The organism is Stenotrophomonas acidaminiphila (genome assembly GCF_014109845.1).
GTDB classification, from domain to species: Bacteria; Pseudomonadota; Gammaproteobacteria; order Xanthomonadales; family Xanthomonadaceae; genus Stenotrophomonas; species Stenotrophomonas acidaminiphila.
Map to the genome: position 1 here is coordinate 2,979,955 of NZ_CP043567.1, position 18,152 is coordinate 2,998,106.

Consider the following 18,152-nt stretch of genomic DNA (forward strand, 5'->3'; position numbering starts at 1 on the left):
CCATGAGCGATATCCAGTGGAGCGATGGCGCTCCCATCTACCGCCAGCTGAAGGATCGCGTGATCGCGATGATGCTGGACGGGGTCATCAAGCCGGGTGACGCCCTGCCCTCGGTACGCCAGGTGGCGGCCGAGTACCAGTTGAACCCGATCACGGTCTCGCGCGCCTACCAGGAACTGGCCGACGAGAACCTGGTCGAGAAGCGCCGCGGCCTGGGCATGTTCATGACCGAGGAAGCCGCGCGCAAACTGCGCGGCAGCGAGCGCGACCGTTTTCTCAATGAAGAGTGGCCCGGCGTGCTGGAACGCATCCAGCGCCTGGGCCTGACCTTGGAAGATCTGCTGCCACCGGGGACCACACCATGAATGCCGCCGTCGAAGCCGTCGTTTCCGCCCAGGGCCTGCGCAAGGCCTACAAGCAGAAGCCGGCACTGGACAACACCAGTTTCACCATCGCCCCGGGCCGCATCGTCGGCCTGATCGGCCCCAACGGCGCCGGCAAGACCACCGCGCTCAAGGCGCTGCTCGGGCTGACCGCGGTCGAGGGCGACCTGCGCGTGCTCGGCATGGACCCGCGCACCCAGCGCAACGCATTGATGAACGATGTGTGCTTCATCGCCGACGTGGCGGTGCTGCCGCGCTGGATCCGGGTCAAGGAAGCCATCGATTTCGTCGCCGGCGTGCATCCGCGCTTCGACCGCGCCCGCTGCGAGCGCTTCCTCGCCAACACCAAGCTGCAGCCGAAGCAGCGGGTGAGCGAGATGTCCAAGGGCATGGTGGTGCAGCTGCACCTGGCGCTGGTGATGGCCATCGACGCGCGCGTGCTGGTGCTGGACGAGCCGACCCTGGGCCTGGACATCCTCTACCGCAAGGAGTTCTACCAGCGCCTGCTGGAGGACTACTTCGACGAGCAGAAGACGATCATCGTCACCACCCACCAGGTCGAGGAGATCGAGCACATCCTCACCGACGTGCTGTTCATCCGCGACGGCAGGATCGTGCTCTCGGCCGACATGGAGAGCGTATCCGAGCGCTACGTCGAGCTGCTGGCGTCGGCCGATACCCTGCAGGCCGCGCGCGAGCTGGCGCCCATCGACGAGCGTTCGCTGCCGTTCGGCAAGACCGTGCTGCTCTACGACGGCGCCGACCGCAACCAGCTCGACGCCCTGGGCGAAACCCGCAACCCCGGCCTTGCCGACCTGTTCGTGGCCATCATGAAGGGAACCTACGCATGAACGCCGTCCATCACATCACCCCGCTGGGCAGGTTCAAGTGGCTGCTCAAGCGCGAATACTGGGAAAACCGCGGCGGCTTCCTGCGCGCGCCGCTCGTGGCCGGCGGCATCTCGCTGCTGCTGTCGCTGATGGCGATCGTCGCCGGCCTGATCGCCGCCCGCCGTGCCGCCGAGAAGGGCGACCTGCACATCAACGGCATCCAGGTCAACGGCCTGGACCTGGGCATGCTGACCCAGCACATGACCCCGGCGGACATGGCCAAGTTCGGCGAGGGCATGAACATGACCCTGCTGCTCAGCTCGGCGTGGCCGTTCATCACCCTGGCGTTCGTGGTGTTCTTCTACTGCCTGGGTGCGCTGTACGACGACCGCCGCGACCGCAGCGTGCTGTTCTGGAAATCGATGCCGATCTCCGATACGCAGACGGTGCTGTCCAAGCTGGTCGGCGCGCTGGTCATCGCCCCGCTGCTGGCGGTGGTCGCGGCCATCATCACCATGTTCGGCTTCATGATCATGATCAGCCTGGTGGTGCTGTTCCACGGCGGCAACCCGGTCACCCTGATCTGGGCTTCGTCCAACCCGTTCTCGATCGCCGCCAGCCACCTGGCATGGATCCCGGTCTACGCCCTGTGGGCGATGCCCACCGCCGGCTGGCTGCTGCTGTGCTCGGCCTGGGCCCGCAGCAAGCCGTTCCTGTGGGCGGTGATGCTGCCGGTGTTCGCCGGCGTCATCGTCAGCTGGTTCGACGTGATGAAGCTGTTCGGCCTGAACAGCGGCTGGTTCTGGGGCCACGTGGTCAGCCGCCTGCTGCTCAGCGCCACCCCGGGCATCGAGCTGGCCTACCGCAGCCCCACGCCCACCGGCGAGTCGGTCAAGTCGATGCTCAACGGCTTCTCGCCCAGCGTGCAGCTGGCCGGCCTGGCCAACCCCGAGCTGTGGATCGGCGTGGTGGTCGGCGCCGTGTTCATCGTCGCGGCGATCTGGCTGCGCCAGCGCCGCGACGACACCTGAGCCGCCTTTCCCGCCTGCCGCTATCCCGAGGAACCCCGATGAACATCAAGCACACGACGATCAAGCCCCTGCTGCTCGCCCTGGCCCTGCTGCCGGGCGTGGCCCTGGCCGACGACCACTGCAAGTTCAGCCAGCCCAAGTCGCTTGACCTGGACCTGGCCGGCGTCAAGGCGGTGGTGTTCGAGGTCAACAGCCATGACCTCAGGCTGCAGGCATCGCCCGCTGCCCGCGCCGCGCTGTCCGGCCGCGCCTGCGCCTCCAGCCAGGACCTGCTCGGCCAGCTGTCGCTCACCCAGGAAAAAGCCGGCGACAAGCTCGTGGTCCGCCTGCAGCGCGAGAGCCGCGGGATGAACATCAGCTTCGGCTCCAGCTACGCCTGGCTGGACATCGCCGGCACCCTGCCCGACACGATGATGGTGCAGCTCAAGGTCGGCTCCGGCGATGCCTCGCTCAGTGGCGCCCAGGCGATGAGCGCCGACGTCGGCTCCGGCGACGTGAAGGCGCGCGACATCAAGGCGCTGGCCACCGCCGCGGTCGGCTCCGGCGACATCGAGCTGGACAACGTCGGCGCGCTGCACGTGGTCTCGATCGGCTCGGGCGATGTCCGCGTCGGCGGCGTGCGCGGCGACGCCAGGATCGGCAGCATCGGCTCGGGCGACCTGGAACTGCGCGACGTGCAGGGCAACGTCGACATCGCCAGCATCGGCTCGGGCGACGCCGACGTCGGTGCCGTCCGCGGCACGGTCACCCTGGGCACCCTGGGCTCGGGCGACCTGCGCGTACGCGATGCCGGCAGCCTGCGGGTACGGCACACCGGCAGCGGCTCGGTCGACCACTCCGGCATCCGCGGTGCCGTGGAACTGCCGAAAAAGCGTTGATCCCACTCCCTTTCCCGTCCGCCACGGAAGCACCCACATGAAAACGCTCAAAGCCCCCCTGTTCGCGCTGCTGCTGTGCCTGCCGCTGGCCGCCTGCGGCGAACGCCCCCAGGCCGACGACCCGCTGGCCGAAGCCGGCATCGGTCAGAAAGTACGCGAAGCGACCAACCGCGCACGCAAGGAAATCACCGAGAAGAACATCAGCATTTCCAGCGACGGCGGTGCCAAGGTCGAGATCTCGCCCACCGGCGACCTGCTGATCGACGGCCGCGCGATCGCAGTCGACGAGGGCCAGCGCAAGCTCCTGCTGGAATACCGCGCGCAGGTCGTCCAGGTGGCCGAGGCGGGCATCGAGATCGGCGTGCAGGGCGCCAACCTCGGCGTGCGCGCCGCCGGCGAGGCGCTCAAGGGCGTCCTGTCCGGCGACACCGACCAGATCGAGAAGCGGATCGAGGCCGAGGCCAGGAAGCTGGAGGAAAGCGCCACCCGGATCTGCGACCAGCTGCCGGCGATGCTCGCCACCCAGCAGCGGCTGGCCGCGGCCATCCCCGAGTTCAAGCCCTACGCCAAGATGGACCAGAGCGACATCGATCAATGCCGCGACGGCCGGGTGACCGCGCGCTGACCGCCCGCGGCGGGGGAGCGGTAGAATCGCCGCTCCCCCGCCGTACCGTTGCACCCCGCCATGAACAAGCTGCTGCTGTCCCTCCTGCTGGCCTGCATCGCCACCGTCGCCGGTTGCGGCGACCGCGAGCAGTACACCGCCCACCGCGCCGAGCGCAGCAAGCCGAAGATGGAAGTGGGCGCCAACATGGTGTCGGTGCGGCGTGCGCCGTACCCGAACCTGGACATCCTGCCCGATGGCAGGCTGCGCGTGGACGACATCGAGATCCCGCTCGACGACGGGCAGCGCGAAATGCTGCGGACCAGCTTCGTCAAGCTGCAGATCCTGCGCCAGAACACGTTGACCGAATCGAGCGCGCCGGCCGATGCCAGCGGCCGCACCCTCCCGCTGGACGTGCCCGCCGGGCAGACCCCGTTCCCGCCGGACCTGGCCGAGCGCATTCCCGAGTTCAAGCAGTACAGCGAAGCGCTGGCCAATCCGCGCGCGCTGCGCTGACCGGCCTGCGCGAGTGCCTCACCCGCCGCCCAGGCTCGCGAACAACAGGATGGCCAGCGAGGCCAGCCATGAAATGCCGGCGTAGAACCTGAGCTCCCTGGCGGTCAGCGAAGCGGCGAACCCACCGAACAGGAAGAAGGACTTCCCCCCTTCAAGGATGTCGGCACCGTCCATGAAGACCACCCAGAAGCAGAGTGCCGAATACAGCGCGAATGCCAGGAACGCCATGAATTCCCCTGTCTTCCATGGTGGCCACCGGCTGTCCATGTAGCACACCCGGGATACCCGCGATACCGCCCCGCAGGTCCGCGCCGCCGCACGGCGGCGCAAACCGGCCAGCGCATCAATGGTCGTGGATGCCGCCGCGGGTCAACGCCGCCGGGTCCAGCAGGCGCCTGAGCTCCGCTTCCGGCAGGCCGCTGTCCTCGCGGGCGATTTCCAGTACCGGACGCTGTTCCCGGTAGGCGCGCTTGGCGATGGCCGCGGCCTTCTCGTAACCGATGATCGGGTTGAGTGCGGTCACCAGGATCGGGTTGCGCGCCAGCGCTTCGCGCACCCGCTCCTGCTTGACCACCAGCCCGGCGAACACCTTGTCGGCCAGCAGGGTCATCACGCTGGACAGCAGCTGGATCGAATCGAGCAGGTTGGCCGCGATCAGCGGCAGCGCCACGTTCAACTGGAAGTTGCCGGTCTGCCCGGCCACGGTGATCGCGGTGTGGTGCCCGATCACCTGCGCCGCGGCCATCACCGTCGCCTCCGGGATCACCGGGTTGACCTTGCCCGGCATGATTGAACTGCCCGGCTGCAGCGCCGGCAGCTCGACCTCGCCCAGCCCGGCCAGCGGCCCCGAGTTCATCCAGCGCAGGTCGTTGGCGATCTTGATCAGCGCCACCGCCAGCGCGTTGAACTGGCCGGACAGTTCCACCGCGTCATCCTGCGCGGCCAGCCCTTCGAACTTGTTCTGGGCGCTCTCGAAGCGGGTGCCGGTCGCGGCCGACAGCGCGCGCGCCACCTTGCCGCCGAAGCGCGGATCGGCGTTGATGCCGGTGCCGATCGCGGTGCCGCCCAGCGGCAGCCGGCGCAGCCGTTTCAGGGCATCCTCGATGCGTCCCTGCGCCGATTCCAGCTGCGCCGACCACGCGCCGAACTCCTGCGCGAAGGTCAGCGGCATCGCGTCCATCAGGTGGGTGCGGCCGGTCTTGACCACCTTGCCCAGCGCGCGCCCGCGCCGGTCGATGGTGCGGCGCAGGTGCCGGAGCGCCGGCAGCAGCGTCTCCACCGTCTGCAGTTGCGCCGAGACCCGGATGGCGGTGGGAATCACGTCGTTGGAACTCTGGCCGAGGTTGACGTGGTCGTTGGGGTGCACGCGGGTCTTGCCGGCCTTGCCGCCCTGGTTGGCCAGCGTGGCGATCACCTCGTTGGCATTCATGTTCGAGGACGTGCCCGAGCCGGTCTGGTAGACATCGATCGGGAAATGCGCGTCGTGACCACCGGCGGCCACGTCCAGCGCCGCCGCGCGGATCGCCCGGCCCACGCCCTTGGGCAGCAGCCCGAGCCCGGTATTGACCTCGGCGGCACTGGCCTTGATCAGCCCCAGCGCGCGGATGAAGGCGCGCGGCATGCGCTGCCCCGATACCGGGAAGTTCTCCACGGCGCGCTGGGTCTGCGCGCCCCACAAGGCCTCGGCCGGCACCTGCAGCTCGCCCATGCTGTCGTGTTCGATCCGGTATTTCCCGCTCATCGGCATTCTCCCAGCCATTGCCCAAGGAAGGGCCCGAGGATACGCCGCACGCGCGCACGCCGGGGTGCGCGCTGCGCCTGGACCGGCGTCGCGGGCGGCCGGTCCACGCAGGCCGTAGAATATGCGCCCCCGCCCCAGCCCCTGCCCGCCGACATGACCGAAACGTCCCGCCCGGAAGCCGCCCTGCTCGCCCTGTCCCCGCTCGACGGCCGCTATGCGTCCAAGGTCGACGCGCTGCGCCCGATCTTCTCCGAGTACGGCCTGATCCGCGCGCGGGTGAAAGTGGAGATCGAGTGGCTGCTGGCGCTGGCCGCCGAGCCCGGCATCGGCGAGCTGGCTGGCTTTTCCGACGCCGCCAAGGCGCGCCTGCGCGCACTGGCCGATGGTTTCTCGGTGACCGACGCCGCCCGCGTCAAGGACATCGAGCGCACCACCAACCACGACGTCAAGGCGGTGGAGTACTTCATCAAGGAGCGGCTCAAGGACGACGCCGAACTGGCGCCGGCGCTGGAGTTCGTGCATTTCGCCTGCACCAGCGAGGACATCAACAACCTGTCCTACGGCCTGATGCTGGCCGAGGCGCGCAGCCAGGTGCTGCTGCCGACCCTGCAGGGCATCGCCGCCTCGCTGCGCCAGCTGGCCCATGCCCAGGCCGCGCAGCCGATGCTCTCGCGCACCCACGGCCAGACCGCCTCGCCGACCACGCTGGGCAAGGAAGTGGCCAATGTCGTCGCGCGCCTGGAGCGGCAGATCCGCCAGATCGGCGCAGTCGAGCTGACCGGCAAGATCAACGGCGCGGTGGGCAACTACAACGCCCACCTCGTGTCGTACCCGGACGTGGACTGGCCGGCCTTCGCCGAACGCTTCGTCAGCTCGCTGGGCCTGGTGTTCAACCCCTACACCACCCAGATCGAACCGCATGACAACGTCGCCGAGATCGGCGATGCCACGCGCCGCGCCAATACCATCCTGATCGACCTGGCCCGCGACATCTGGGGCTATGTCTCGCTGGGCTATTTCAAGCAGAAGCTCAAGGAAGGCGAAGTCGGCTCCTCGACCATGCCGCACAAGGTCAACCCGATCGACTTCGAGAACGCCGAGGGCAACTTCGGCGTGGCCAACGCGCTGTTCGAACACTTCAGCGCCAAGCTGCCGATCAGCCGCTGGCAGCGCGACCTGACCGACTCCACCGTGCTGCGCGCGCTGGGCACCGCGTTCGGCCACACCCAGGTGGCGCTGGAATCGCTGGCCAAGGGCCTGGGCAAGCTGGAAGTGAACCCGCAGCGCCTGGACGCCGATCTGGACGCGGCCTGGGAAGTCCTGGCCGAAGCCGTGCAGACGGTGATGCGCCGCCACGGCCTGCCCAATCCGTACGAGCAGCTCAAGGCGCTGACGCGCGGCCAGGGCATCACCGCCGAATCGATGCGCGGCTTCATCGAATCGCTGGACCTGCCGGCCGATGCCAAGCAGCGCCTGCGCGAGCTCACCCCCGGCGGCTACGCCGGCCTGGCCGCGCAGCTGGCCCGGGCGATCTGACCGCGGCCCGGCCGATATCCCGCGGGTATCGGGGTTCGCCGCGCGTACAATGGCCAGGCCAGCGCCTGGCCGTTGTCGTATCCGCCGGGGCCATCGCCACTGCCGGCCCCACCCGGCGGCGCCCCCCCCCCCCACGCCGGCCTGCCACCGGCACGCAGCCGGCATCTGGAACAATCGCCGCCAATCGTGTAGAAAAGCGCGGTTGAGGTACCGCCAGCCGCGGTGACCGGCTTTGCCGGGCAGGACGCACGGGCCTGCAAGACGAAGCGCCATGACAGCCACTCCCCCGGGGTGGCTGTCATGGCGCTTTTTTCATGCCCAGGTTTTCAACAGGGGGGATTCATGGGTGCTGTCGACACATCGTGGACGCGGGATGCGGAGGCTATCGAGGCGGACCGGCTGTTCCTGCTGATGCTGGCGCTTCTGGGGATGGCGGCGCTGGCCCATGCACTGGATTCGGGCAGGTGGAGCCTGTTCGTGGTGGCGTGCCTGCCCACGGCCGGGTTCGCCGGATTCCAGGCCTGGCGGTCGCCCGGCACCCGGCGCAGCCGCCTGGCGATCGCACTGGCACTGGCGGCGGCGCTGGCCGCCGCCCCGCCCGCCCTGGGCGATGCCGGCGGCCTGGCCGTCGTTGCCATGCTGCTGTGCTATCGCGACTGGGTGCCGCTGGCACTGGCGGCGACGGGCCTGCTGCTGCCGCAGTTGGCATTGCAGCCGGCCGCCACGGTGGCATGGCCGCATATCGCCTGGGCCGCAGCCATGGCGGGGTTCGCCTGCATGGTCGCCGTGCGGCTGCGGCGTTCCGGTGCGGCGGTGCGCCAGCCTGCCCACGAGGAGCCGCCGGCGACCGCGCCGGCACCCGCCGCAGCGGGCGCCGCCCCCGCCGGCTTCCATGTCGAGGCCGCGCTGTGCGCGCTGCGCACCGGCATGATGATCGCCGACCGCGAGCATCACATCGTCTACGCCAACCAGGCCGTCATCGCGATCCTGCGCAACCAGCGCGGGGAACTGCTCAAGGCCTTTCCCGACTTCGATCCCGAGCGCCTGATCGGCGCCAGCATCCACTGCTTCCACCGTGATCCTGCGCGTATCCGCGCCCTGCTGGATACGCTCGACGGCCCCCATTCCGGGCGCATCCAGATCGGCGAGGCGCATTTCAGCCTGAACGTCACGCCGATGGTCGATGGCGACGGCCAGCGCCATGGCTTCGTCGTCGAATGGCACGACCGCACCGCCGAAACCCGCATGGAGCACGACATCGCCACCATCATCGATGGCGCCGCGCAGGGCCGGCTGGACCAGCGCCTGCACGCCACCGGCGAGGCCGGCCTGATGGGACGCCTGTCGCTGGGCGTGAACCGCCTGCTCGACGCCACCGCCGAGAGCGCCGACGAAATGTGCCAGCTGCTGTCGGCGTTGTCCCGCGGCGACCTGGGCCGGCGCATCACCCGCGATTTCGAGGGGGTGTTCGGGCAGATGAAGACCGATGCCAATGCCACCGCCGAACAACTGGCCGCCATCGTCGCCGGCATCCAGCAATCGGCCGACCACATCTCGGCGGCCGCCACCCGCATCGCCGCCGGCAACGACGAACTGTCGGCGCGCACCGAGCGGCAGGCGGCCACGCTGCGCGAGGCGGCCGCCTCGATGGACCGGCTCACCGCCACCATCGGCGACAACGCCGGGGCGGCGCACCACGCCAGCCAACTGGCCGAGGGCGCAGCGACGGTCGCCCGCCAGGGCGGCGAGGTGGTCGATGAGGTGGTGCTGACCATGCGCGCCATCGAAACCGCCTCGCGCAGGATCGGCGAGATCATCGGGGTGATCGACGGCATCGCCTTCCAGACCAACATCCTGGCCCTGAACGCGGCGGTCGAGGCCGCCCGCGCCGGCGACAGCGGGCGTGGCTTCGCCGTGGTCGCCGCCGAAGTACGCACGCTGGCGCAGCGCTCGGCCATCGCCGCCCATGAGATCAAGGACCTGATCGGCAACTCGGTGGACAGGGTCGCCGACGGCTCGGTGCTGGTGGAGAGGGCGCGCCGCACCATGGTCGACATCGTGTCCTCGGTGCAGCACGTCACCGCCCTCACCGCCGAGATATCGACCGCCTCGCGCGAACAGAGCGCGGGCATCGCGCAGCTCAACCAGACCATCGCGCAGATGGACAGGAGCACGCAGCAGAATGCGCTGCTGGTGCAGGAAACCGGCCGCGCCACCCATGACATGGAGCACGAGGCCGCCGGGCTGGCGCACGCCGCGGCCCGCTTCCGGCTGGCTGCCCCGTTGCCGGGCGCCGCGCCGGAGGTCGCCCGCGCGGCACCGGCGATGGCATGGTGAAAGGATGCCCGCATGCCGGGAAACGATGGAAGCTTTTCACGCAAACATGGAACAGGAACAGATGTCGAGCATGCCCCACCCCACGACCGGCGCCGGACGCGGCCGGCCCGATCCGGAACCGGACGCCGCGCCCGCGGCACCGCCCGCGCCCCCCACCACAGGAATGCGGCATGGCCCGGATCATCTGCACTGACCCGGGGCTGGCCACGCGGCTGCGCACGCTCCTGGCCGAGACCGGCGAGGCCGAGGTCATCCAGCAGAGCTGCGACTGCGACCGCGCACCGCTGTGCCGTTGGCTCGACCCCGATCCGCTGGGGCCCAGCGGGCAGGTGCAGGCCACGCTGTACGAGGCCATCGAAACCCTGGAGCGCAGCCGGCACGCCTTCCGCTCGCGCGAGATGGGGCAGCTGCGGCAACGCCTTACCCGCCTGCTGGAGGATCTGGCAGGCGCCGCTTGACCCGGGTGCCGCGCCGCGCGCGGACCCGCTTTGCCGGGCAGGACGCACGGGCCTGCAAGACGAAGCGCTGCGACGGCCGTTCCCGACGGGACGGCCGCCACGGCGCTTTTTTCATGCTGGTCTTCAACGCAAGAGGAAACCATGGGTGCCGTCGACACACTGCAGGAGCTGATGCGGCGCATTGGCCTGGGGCAGGCAGAGATCAGTGAACGCGGCCGCCTGCTGGAATGGCGGCAGGACGATGCGCAGCGCCTGAACGAAAACGCCGCGCGCATGGCCGACGCGCAGGCCGCCTTCATCGAGCGGCTCTACCGCCATCTCGACGACTTTCCCGCCCCGGCCGCGCTGCTCGGCGACGCGGGCACCGTGCACCGGCTCAAGCAACGGCAGCTGGAGTACTACCAGCGGCTGTGGCAGGGCCCCTACGACCGCGACTACATCGACAACCGCCTGCGCATCGGCCTGATCCACCACATCAACGGGGTCGAACTGAAGTGGTACCTGGCCGCCTACCGGCTGTACCTGGAACAGATGCTGGCCCCGCTGTGCGGCCAGGGCGCCGACGCGCAGCTGTTTTCCAGCCTGCTCAAGGCGGTGTTTTTCGACATGACCCTGGCCATCGACACCTACAGCGCCGCCCAGCGCAAGGCGCTGGAGGACAGCGAGGCCCGCTTCGCGCGCGCCCTGCGCGGCGCCCATGACGGGATCTGGGACTGGCACCCGGGCGCGGACACGCTCTACGTCTCCGAACGCTGGGCCGAAATGATCGGGCTGGAGCGGCGCAACCTCGGCCAGACCAGCGACGCCTGGTTTTCCCGCGTCCATCCCGATGACCTGCCGGGCCTGCACCAGGCCATCAATGCGCACCTGCACGGCGAATCGCACTGGATCCACCACGAGTACCGCATCCGCTGCCGCAATGGCGACTGGCTGTGGGTGCTCAGCCGCGGCGTGGCCGAGGCCGAACGCGACGGGCAGCTGCGCATCACCGGCTCGCAGAGCGACATCAGCCGGCGCAAGGCCGTCGAGCACCAGTTGCACCACGCCGCCCGCCACGATCCGCTGACCGGGCTGGCCAACCGCCTGCGCCTGGACGAACTGCTCCTGCACACCCAGCGCCAACTGCACGAAACCGGCAACGGCCAGGCCGCGGTGCTGTTCATCGACCTGGACCGCTTCAAGCTCATCAACGACAGCTTCGGCCACCTGTTCGGCGACGGCGTGCTGGTCGAGGTCGGCCGCCGGCTCGCGCAGTGCCTGCGCGCCGACGACCACCTGTTCCGTTTCGGCGGCGACGAATTCGTGGTGCTGCTGGCCGACCCCGGCAGCGCCGGGCGCGCCGAACAGGTCGCCCAGCGCATCCTCGGCCACCTGCACCAGCCGATGCGCGTGGACGAACGCACCCTGGTGGTCAACGCCAGCATCGGCATCGCCACCCTGCAGGCCAGCGCCGACCTGAACGACGCCCTGCAGGCCGCCGACCTCGCCCTGCACCAGGCCAAGCAGGCCGGCAAGGCCCAGTTCGCCCACTACAGCGCCGGGCTGCAGGCCAGCGCGCAGCGCCAGCTGGAACTGGAGAGCGCGCTGGGCCAGGCGCTGGCACGCAGCGAGTTCGTGCTGCACTACCAGCCGATCCACCGCCTGGACGCGCACGACCCGCCGATGGTCGGGGTCGAGGCGCTGCTGCGCTGGCGCCACGACGGGCGCCTGGTTCCGCCGCTGGAGTTCATCCCCTCGCTGGAGGAATCCGGGGAAATCGTCCAGGTCGGCGACTGGGTGCTGCGCGAGGCCTGCCGGCAGACGCGGGCCTGGCAGCTGGCCGGGCACCGCCACCTGTACTGTTCGGTCAACCTGTCCCGGCGCCAGCTGCAGCAGGACGATTTCGTCGCGCGGGTGGTCGCCATCCTCGATGACACCGGCCTGCCCGCGGCCAGCCTGGTGCTGGAAATCACCGAGACCCACCTGATGCAGGACAGCAACGCCACCCTGGGCGCGCTGCGGCGCCTGGCCGCGCTGGGCGTGCGGCTGGCGCTGGACGACTTCGGCACCGGCTATTCATCGCTGGGTTACCTCAAGCGCTTCCCGCTGCACATGCTGAAGATCGACAAGAGCTTCATCGCCGGCCTGCCCGGCGACGCCGAGCTGGGGGTGATCAGCCGCGCCATCATCGGCCTCGGCCACAGCCTCGGCCTGGAGGTGGTGGCCGAGGGCGTCGAGCACGCCCGCCACCTGGAGTTCCTGCGCGCCGAGGGCTGCCCGCTGGCCCAGGGCTACGGCTTCAGCCCGCCCTGCCCGGCCGCGGTGCTGGAGCGCCTGCTCCAGGACGGTGCTGCGTCACCGCCGCTGGCGGCCCCGCATCCGGCGGCGCTAGGCGCGTCGGCGGCGACTGGGTGACAATGCGGTTTCCGTCGGCGGACACCGCCGCCCCCGTTTTCCAATGGTATTGCGCGCGATGAAAAAGACCTCCTCCTCCCTGCCCCTCGAGATCAGGGCCAGCGCCCGCCATCCGCTGGGCATGCCCGCCGAGCGCTTCCTGCGCGACTACTGGCAGAAGCGCCCGCTGCTGATCCGTGGCGCGTTCCCGGATTTCCAGACCCCGGTGATGCCCGAAGACCTGGCCGGGCTGGCCTGCGAAGAAGGCTCGCTGGCGCGCCTGGTCACCCACGACCGCGCCACCGACGGCTGGACGCTGCGCAACGGCCCGTTCCGCGAAGAGGATTTCCCGGGCATGCCCGACCACGACTGGACCCTGCTGGTGCAGGACGTGGACAAATGGGACCCGGACGTGCGCGCGCTGATCGAGCACTTCAACTTCCTGCCGCGCTGGCGCATGGACGACGTGATGATCAGCTTCGCCGCCACCGGCGGCTCGGTCGGCGCCCATGTCGACCAGTACGACGTATTCCTGCTGCAGGCCCACGGCCACCGCCGCTGGCAGATCGACGCCAGTGAATCGACCAAAGGCAAGCGCCCGCCGCTGGATTTCCGCCCCGACGTCGAACTGAAGCTGCTGCGCAAGTTCAAGCCGACCCACGACTGGGTGCTGGAACCGGGCGACATGCTGTACCTGCCGCCGAACGTGCCGCACCACGGCGTCGCCGAAGATCCCTGCCTGACGTTCTCCTTCGGCATGCGCGCGCCGTCCTCGGCCGAGCTGATCAGCGACTGGCTGGATGACCTGGTGGCCGACGCCGACGAGGCCATCCGCTACCAGGACCCGGACCTGAAGCTGCCGGAAGACCCCAACGAGATCGACGCGGCAGCGATGAAGCGCGTGGTCACCGCGCTCAATGCGCTGCGCATGAACGACCCCGACCGCCTGGGCGACTGGTTCGGCCGCTTCATCACCACCTACCGCGCCGCCGGCGACATCCTGCCCTCGCAGGCCCCGCCCGCCCCCACGGACGTGGACGGGGTGCTGGACGAGGGTGGCCTGCTCGAGCGCCATCCGTGGGCGCGGCTGGCCTGGCGTCGCGCCACCCGCGGTGCCGTGCTGTACAGCAGCGGCCATGCCTTCCCGTTGCCGGTCAAGGACGCGCAGGGCCTGGCCGCGGCCGAACGGATCGATGCGCCGCTGTTCCGCAAGTTGTCGGCCAAGGGCCGCAGCGCGGTGATGGAACTGCTTGCCGGCGGCCACTACCAGTTGCTCGACGCCGAGACCCTGGCGGCGATGCAGGCCGAGCAGGACGCGCTCGACGTCATGGAAGAAGCGTTCGATGACGCGTTCGACGACGAAGCCGACGCACCCGAGCTGGAAATCGAGGTGTTCGAGTACGCCCAGGCCGGCGAAGGCGAGCCGGCCAGCGGCGCCATCGACACCGTGCAGGTGAACGAGGAAGGCGTCGAGGTCGTGGTGATCTGCGACGACGGCGACGACGAGGACGGCCCGGCGGCATGACGCCGGCGGCGTTCCATGTCGAGGCGGCCGACTACGCCACGCGGCAGGCGCTGCTGCACGGCGTGCGCCACGCCGTGTTCGTCGGCGAACAGCAGGTCCCGGCCACGCTGGAACGCGATGACCTGGACCCGCTCAGCCATCACGTCCTGGCGCTGGATGCCGATGGCCATGCCATCGGCACCGGCCGGCTGACGCCGCAGCATCGCATCGGCCGCATGGCGGTGCTGGCCGGATGGCGCGGCAAGGGCGTCGGCGAGGCGCTGCTGCAGGCCCTGGTGGCCGAGGCGGCACGCCGTGGCTGGGGCGAGGTGACCCTGCATGCCCAGGTCCACGCCCGCGATTTCTATGCCCGCAACGGCTTCCTGCCCGAGGGCGCGCCGTTCACCGAGGCCGGCATCGTCCACCAGACCATGCGCCGCCGCATGGATGGCGCCATGCGCGTGCAGGATGCCGACCAGGCCGAGGCGGCCATGGCGACGGTGATCCACCGCGCCCGCCGCAGGCTCCTGCTCGGCTGCCGCGGCGGCGATACCGCGCTGCTCGCGCAACCGGCGGTGCTGCAGGCGCTGCGCCACTTCGCCACCCGCCGCCACGACAAGCAGGCCCTGGTACTGCTCCACGATGGCGAGCCCGCGGCCATGCCCACGGCGCTGCTGGCGCTGTTGCAGCGACTGCCCAGCGTGTTCGCGCTGCGCCTGCCGGCGGACCCGGGCGACCCGTCGCTGGCGCCGGCCAGCGTCATCAATGACAACGGCGACTGCTACTTTCGTCCAATGGGCGACCGCTTCGAGGGCGAGCTGTGCCTGGACATGCCCGCACCGGCCCGCCAGCAGGACGCGCTGTTCCAGCGCGCATGGGACGCGGCGACGGTCTGCGAAGGGTTCCGGACGCTCGGCATCTGAGCGCTGTCGGGTGCGGTCAACGCATGGCCCGACATTAACCCGGGGGACAGCGTGTGTGCCCCTTCCTGTCCCCGCGAGGGTATAATTCAGCGGTTTCAACACGCCCGCGCGGCGCCCTGCTGCAAGGTCCCCGCCGGTTCCAGAAGCCATACCCCACAAGCGAATCCGACCCTCCATCGTGGACAATCTCCTGAAGCAGTTTGCGCAGTCATCGCAACTCGCCGGCGGCAACGCCTCCTATATCGAGGACCTGTACGAGCAGTACCTCGTCTCCCCGGACAGTGTGGACCCCAAATGGAAGTCCTACTTCGACGGTTTCAAGGGCCGCGAGGCAGGTGATGTCCCGCATTCGGCCGTCATCGCCCACATCGCCGAAGCCGGCCGCAACGCCTCCAGCGCCGTGGCCGGCAGCGCCGGCGGCGACGAGCGCGAGCGCAACGTCGGACGCCTGATCACCGCCTACCGCTCGCGCGGCCACCTCGGCGCGCAGCTCGACCCGCTGGGCCTGACCCCGCCGGTCAACCCGCCCGACCTGGGCCTCGCCTTCCACCACCTGTCCGACGCCGACCTCAACGACGAGTTCAGCACCGGCGGCGTCGGCGGCCAGCCGCGCATGAAGCTGCGCGACCTGCTGGCGCGCCTGAAGGCGACCTACACCGGCTCCATCGGCGCCGAGTTCATGTACATCGCCGAAGTCGACCAGCGCCAGTGGCTGTACCAGCGCCTGGAAAACGCCGGCGGCAACTACCACCTCGATGCCGACACCCAGCGCCGCACGCTCGAGCGCCTGACCGCCGCCGAGGGCCTGGAACGCTACCTGCACACCAAGTACGTCGGCCAGAAGCGCTTCTCGCTGGAAGGCGGCGACTCGCTGATCCCGATGATGGACACGGTGATCCGCGGCGCCGGCAAGGACGGCGTCAAGGACGTGGTGATCGGCATGGCCCACCGCGGCCGCCTGAACGTGCTGGTCAACACCCTGGGCAAGAACCCGCGCAAGCTGTTCGACGAATTCGAAGGCCGCTTCGAGCACGACGACCGTGCCGTCGCCGGCGACGTGAAGTACCACATGGGCTTCTCGGCCGACGTCGCCACCGCCGGCGGCCCGGTGCACCTGGCACTGGCATTCAACCCGTCGCACCTGGAGATCGTCGACCCGGTGGTCGCCGGCTCGGTGCGTTCGCGCCAGGAACGCCGCGGCGACGCCGCGCGCAAGCAGGTCATGCCGATCCTGATCCACGGCGACGCCGCGTTCGCCGGCCAGGGCGTGGTGATGGAGCTGTTCCAGATGTCGCAGGCGCGCGGCTTCGCCGTCGGCGGCACCATGCACATCGTCATCAACAACCAGGTCGGCTTCACCACCTCCAACCGCGACGACTCGCGCTCGACCCTGTACTGCACCGACATCGCCAAGATGGTCGGCGCACCGGTCCTGCACGTGAACGGCGACGACCCGGAAGCGGTGGTGTTCGCCGCGCAGCTGGCCTACGACTTCCGCCAGCAGTTCCACAAGGACGTCGTGATCGACCTGGTGTGCTACCGCCGCTGGGGCCACAACGAAGCCGACGAGCCGGCGATCACCCAGCCGCTGATGTACCAGGTGATCCGCAAGCACAAGACCACCCGCGAGCTGTATGCCGAGAAGCTCGAGGCCGCCGGCGTGATCCCCGCCAACGGCGGCAAGGCGCTGGTCGATGCCTACCGCGACAAGCTCGATTCGGGCGAAGTCACCACCGAGCTGGCGCAGGTCGAGAAGACCCCGCCGACCAGCAAGCTGTACGTGGACTGGCCGAAGCTGCTGGCCGGCAAGCTGTCCGACCCGGTCAGCACCCAGGTGCCGATGGCCGAGCTGGCCCGCCTGGCCAAGCTGATCAACACCATCCCCGAGGGCGTGGAACTGCACTCGCGCGTGGCCAAGGTCTATGACGACCGCCGCAGGATGGCCGCCGGCGAGATCCCGGGCGACTGGGGCTTTGCCGAAAACCTGGCCTACGCCACCCTGCTCGACCAGGGCCATGGCCTGCGCCTGGTCGGCCAGGACGTCGGCCGTGGCACCTTCACCCACCGCCACGCGATCCTGCACGACCAGAAGACCGACGCCTATTACCTGCCGCTGCGCCAGCTGGTGCAGTCGCCGGAGCAGGCCACCATCATCGATTCGCTGCTCAGCGAGGAAGCGGTGATGGCCTATGAATACGGCTTCTCCACCACCGATCCGAACACGCTGTGCATCTGGGAAGGCCAGTTCGGCGACTTCGCCAACGGCGCCCAGGTGGTGATCGACCAGTTCATCGCCTCCGGCGAGGCCAAGTGGGGCCGCATCTCCGGCCTGACCCTGCTGCTGCCGCACGGCTACGAAGGCCAGGGCCCGGAACACAGCTCGGCGCGCCTGGAGCGCTTCCTGCAGCTGTGCGCGCTGGAGAACATGCTGGTCTGCGTGCCGTCGACCCCGGCTCAGGCGTTCCACATGCTGCGCCGCCAGCTGTGCATGACCACCCGCAAGCCGCTGGTGGTGATGTCGCCCAAGTCGCTGCTGCGCCACAAGCTGGCGGTCTCGACCCTGGACGAGCTGGCCAATGGCGAATTCCAGCACCTGATCGGCGACGCCAACGCCGACGCCAAGAAGGTCAAGCGCGTGGTGCTGTGCTCGGGCAAGGTCTACTACGACCTGCTGGAAGACCAGACCAAGCGCGGCCAGGACGACGTGGCCATCATCCGCGTGGAGCAGCTGTACCCGTTCCCGCGCACGCTGCTGGCCGCCGAACTGAACAAGTACGGCAAGGCCGCGGACGTGGTGTGGTGCCAGGAGGAGCCGATGAACCAGGGCGCCTGGTACCAGATCCGCCACCACCTGCAGGCCTGCCTGGCCGACGGCCAGAACCTGCACTACGCTGGCCGCCCGCGTTCGCCGTCGCCGGCCGTCGGCCACATGGCCGACCACCTGCGCGAACTGCAGCAGCTGCTTGCCGATGCGCTGGTCAATCTCTTCAACGACCAGTTCGCTGAATAACTCTCCCCCTTTCACCAAGAATACGAAC

The 18,152-nt window shown here is 69.5% G+C and carries 15 protein-coding genes; 13 read left to right on the top strand and 2 right to left on the bottom strand.

Annotation, left to right across the window (positions count from 1 at the left end):
• Positions 1-2: 2 nt before the first annotated feature.
• The 6 genes from F0P95_RS13595 to F0P95_RS13620 are packed head-to-tail and all read left to right on the top strand — an operon-like array spanning position 3 to position 4,242.
• A complete protein-coding gene (locus F0P95_RS13595) occupies positions 3-365 on the top strand; it encodes a GntR family transcriptional regulator (protein WP_054666580.1) in 363 nt (120 codons plus the stop codon).
• Positions 362-1,234, top strand: a complete 873-nt coding sequence (locus F0P95_RS13600) for an ABC transporter ATP-binding protein (RefSeq protein WP_054666582.1) — start codon at positions 362-364, stop codon at positions 1,232-1,234. Before F0P95_RS13595 ends, F0P95_RS13600 begins: the two co-directional genes overlap by 4 nt.
• A complete protein-coding gene (locus F0P95_RS13605) occupies positions 1,231-2,244 on the top strand; it encodes a hypothetical protein (RefSeq protein WP_182334673.1) in 1,014 nt (337 codons plus the stop codon). Before F0P95_RS13600 ends, F0P95_RS13605 begins: the two co-directional genes overlap by 4 nt.
• 38 nt (positions 2,245-2,282) lie before the next feature.
• The gene (locus F0P95_RS13610; RefSeq protein WP_182334674.1) at positions 2,283-3,122 is read left to right on the top strand and encodes a DUF4097 family beta strand repeat-containing protein; all 840 of its coding nucleotides are present in this window, start codon (positions 2,283-2,285) and stop codon (positions 3,120-3,122) included.
• 37 nt (positions 3,123-3,159) lie between these two features.
• Positions 3,160-3,747 (top strand): DUF2884 family protein, encoded by a 588-nt coding sequence (locus tag F0P95_RS13615; protein WP_182334675.1) that lies wholly within the window; start codon positions 3,160-3,162, stop codon positions 3,745-3,747.
• A 60-nt stretch (positions 3,748-3,807) separates the two neighbouring features.
• Complete coding sequence (locus F0P95_RS13620; RefSeq protein WP_182334676.1) at positions 3,808-4,242, top strand: hypothetical protein; 435 nt, start codon at positions 3,808-3,810, stop codon at positions 4,240-4,242.
• An 18-nt stretch (positions 4,243-4,260) separates the two neighbouring features.
• Here the strand turns inward: F0P95_RS13620 and F0P95_RS13625 are convergent, their stop codons facing one another.
• Together F0P95_RS13625 and F0P95_RS13630 are read right to left on the bottom strand one after the other, a co-directional pair.
• On the bottom strand, positions 4,261-4,470 hold the full coding sequence (locus F0P95_RS13625) for a hypothetical protein (RefSeq protein WP_182334677.1): 210 nt from the start codon (positions 4,468-4,470) through the stop codon (positions 4,261-4,263).
• A 115-nt stretch (positions 4,471-4,585) separates the two neighbouring features.
• Positions 4,586-5,983, bottom strand: coding sequence for a class II fumarate hydratase (locus F0P95_RS13630; protein WP_182334678.1), 1,398 nt, complete (start codon positions 5,981-5,983; stop codon positions 4,586-4,588).
• 153 nt (positions 5,984-6,136) lie between these two features.
• On the opposite strand from F0P95_RS13630, the gene purB reads away from it, so the two are divergent.
• The 7 genes from purB (at position 6,137) to F0P95_RS13665 (ending at position 18,124) form a co-directional block, all read left to right on the top strand.
• On the top strand, positions 6,137-7,519 hold the full coding sequence (gene purB, locus F0P95_RS13635; protein WP_182334679.1) for an adenylosuccinate lyase: 1,383 nt from the start codon (positions 6,137-6,139) through the stop codon (positions 7,517-7,519).
• A 342-nt stretch (positions 7,520-7,861) separates the two neighbouring features.
• Positions 7,862-9,856, top strand: a complete 1,995-nt coding sequence (locus F0P95_RS17690; protein ID WP_182334680.1) for a methyl-accepting chemotaxis protein — start codon at positions 7,862-7,864, stop codon at positions 9,854-9,856.
• A gap of 170 nt (positions 9,857-10,026) precedes the next feature.
• Positions 10,027-10,314 carry a hypothetical protein gene (locus F0P95_RS13645; protein WP_054666595.1) on the top strand — a complete coding sequence of 96 codons (288 nt, stop codon included), beginning with the start codon at positions 10,027-10,029 and terminating at the stop codon, positions 10,312-10,314.
• Positions 10,315-10,455: 141 nt separating this feature from the next.
• Positions 10,456-12,708, top strand: coding sequence for a putative bifunctional diguanylate cyclase/phosphodiesterase (locus F0P95_RS13650; protein WP_182334681.1), 2,253 nt, complete (start codon positions 10,456-10,458; stop codon positions 12,706-12,708).
• Positions 12,709-12,766: 58 nt separating this feature from the next.
• Positions 12,767-14,212, top strand: coding sequence for a ribosomal protein uL16 3-hydroxylase (locus F0P95_RS13655; protein ID WP_232528690.1), 1,446 nt, complete (start codon positions 12,767-12,769; stop codon positions 14,210-14,212).
• Positions 14,209-15,114: a GNAT family N-acetyltransferase gene (locus tag F0P95_RS13660; protein WP_182334683.1), complete on the top strand. Its 906-nt coding sequence runs from the start codon at positions 14,209-14,211 to the stop codon at positions 15,112-15,114. The genes F0P95_RS13655 and F0P95_RS13660 overlap by 4 nt, the downstream gene beginning before the upstream one ends.
• A gap of 178 nt (positions 15,115-15,292) precedes the next feature.
• On the top strand, positions 15,293-18,124 hold the full coding sequence (locus F0P95_RS13665) for a 2-oxoglutarate dehydrogenase E1 component (RefSeq protein WP_182334684.1): 2,832 nt from the start codon (positions 15,293-15,295) through the stop codon (positions 18,122-18,124).
• The last annotated feature ends 28 nt before the right edge of the window (positions 18,125-18,152 follow it).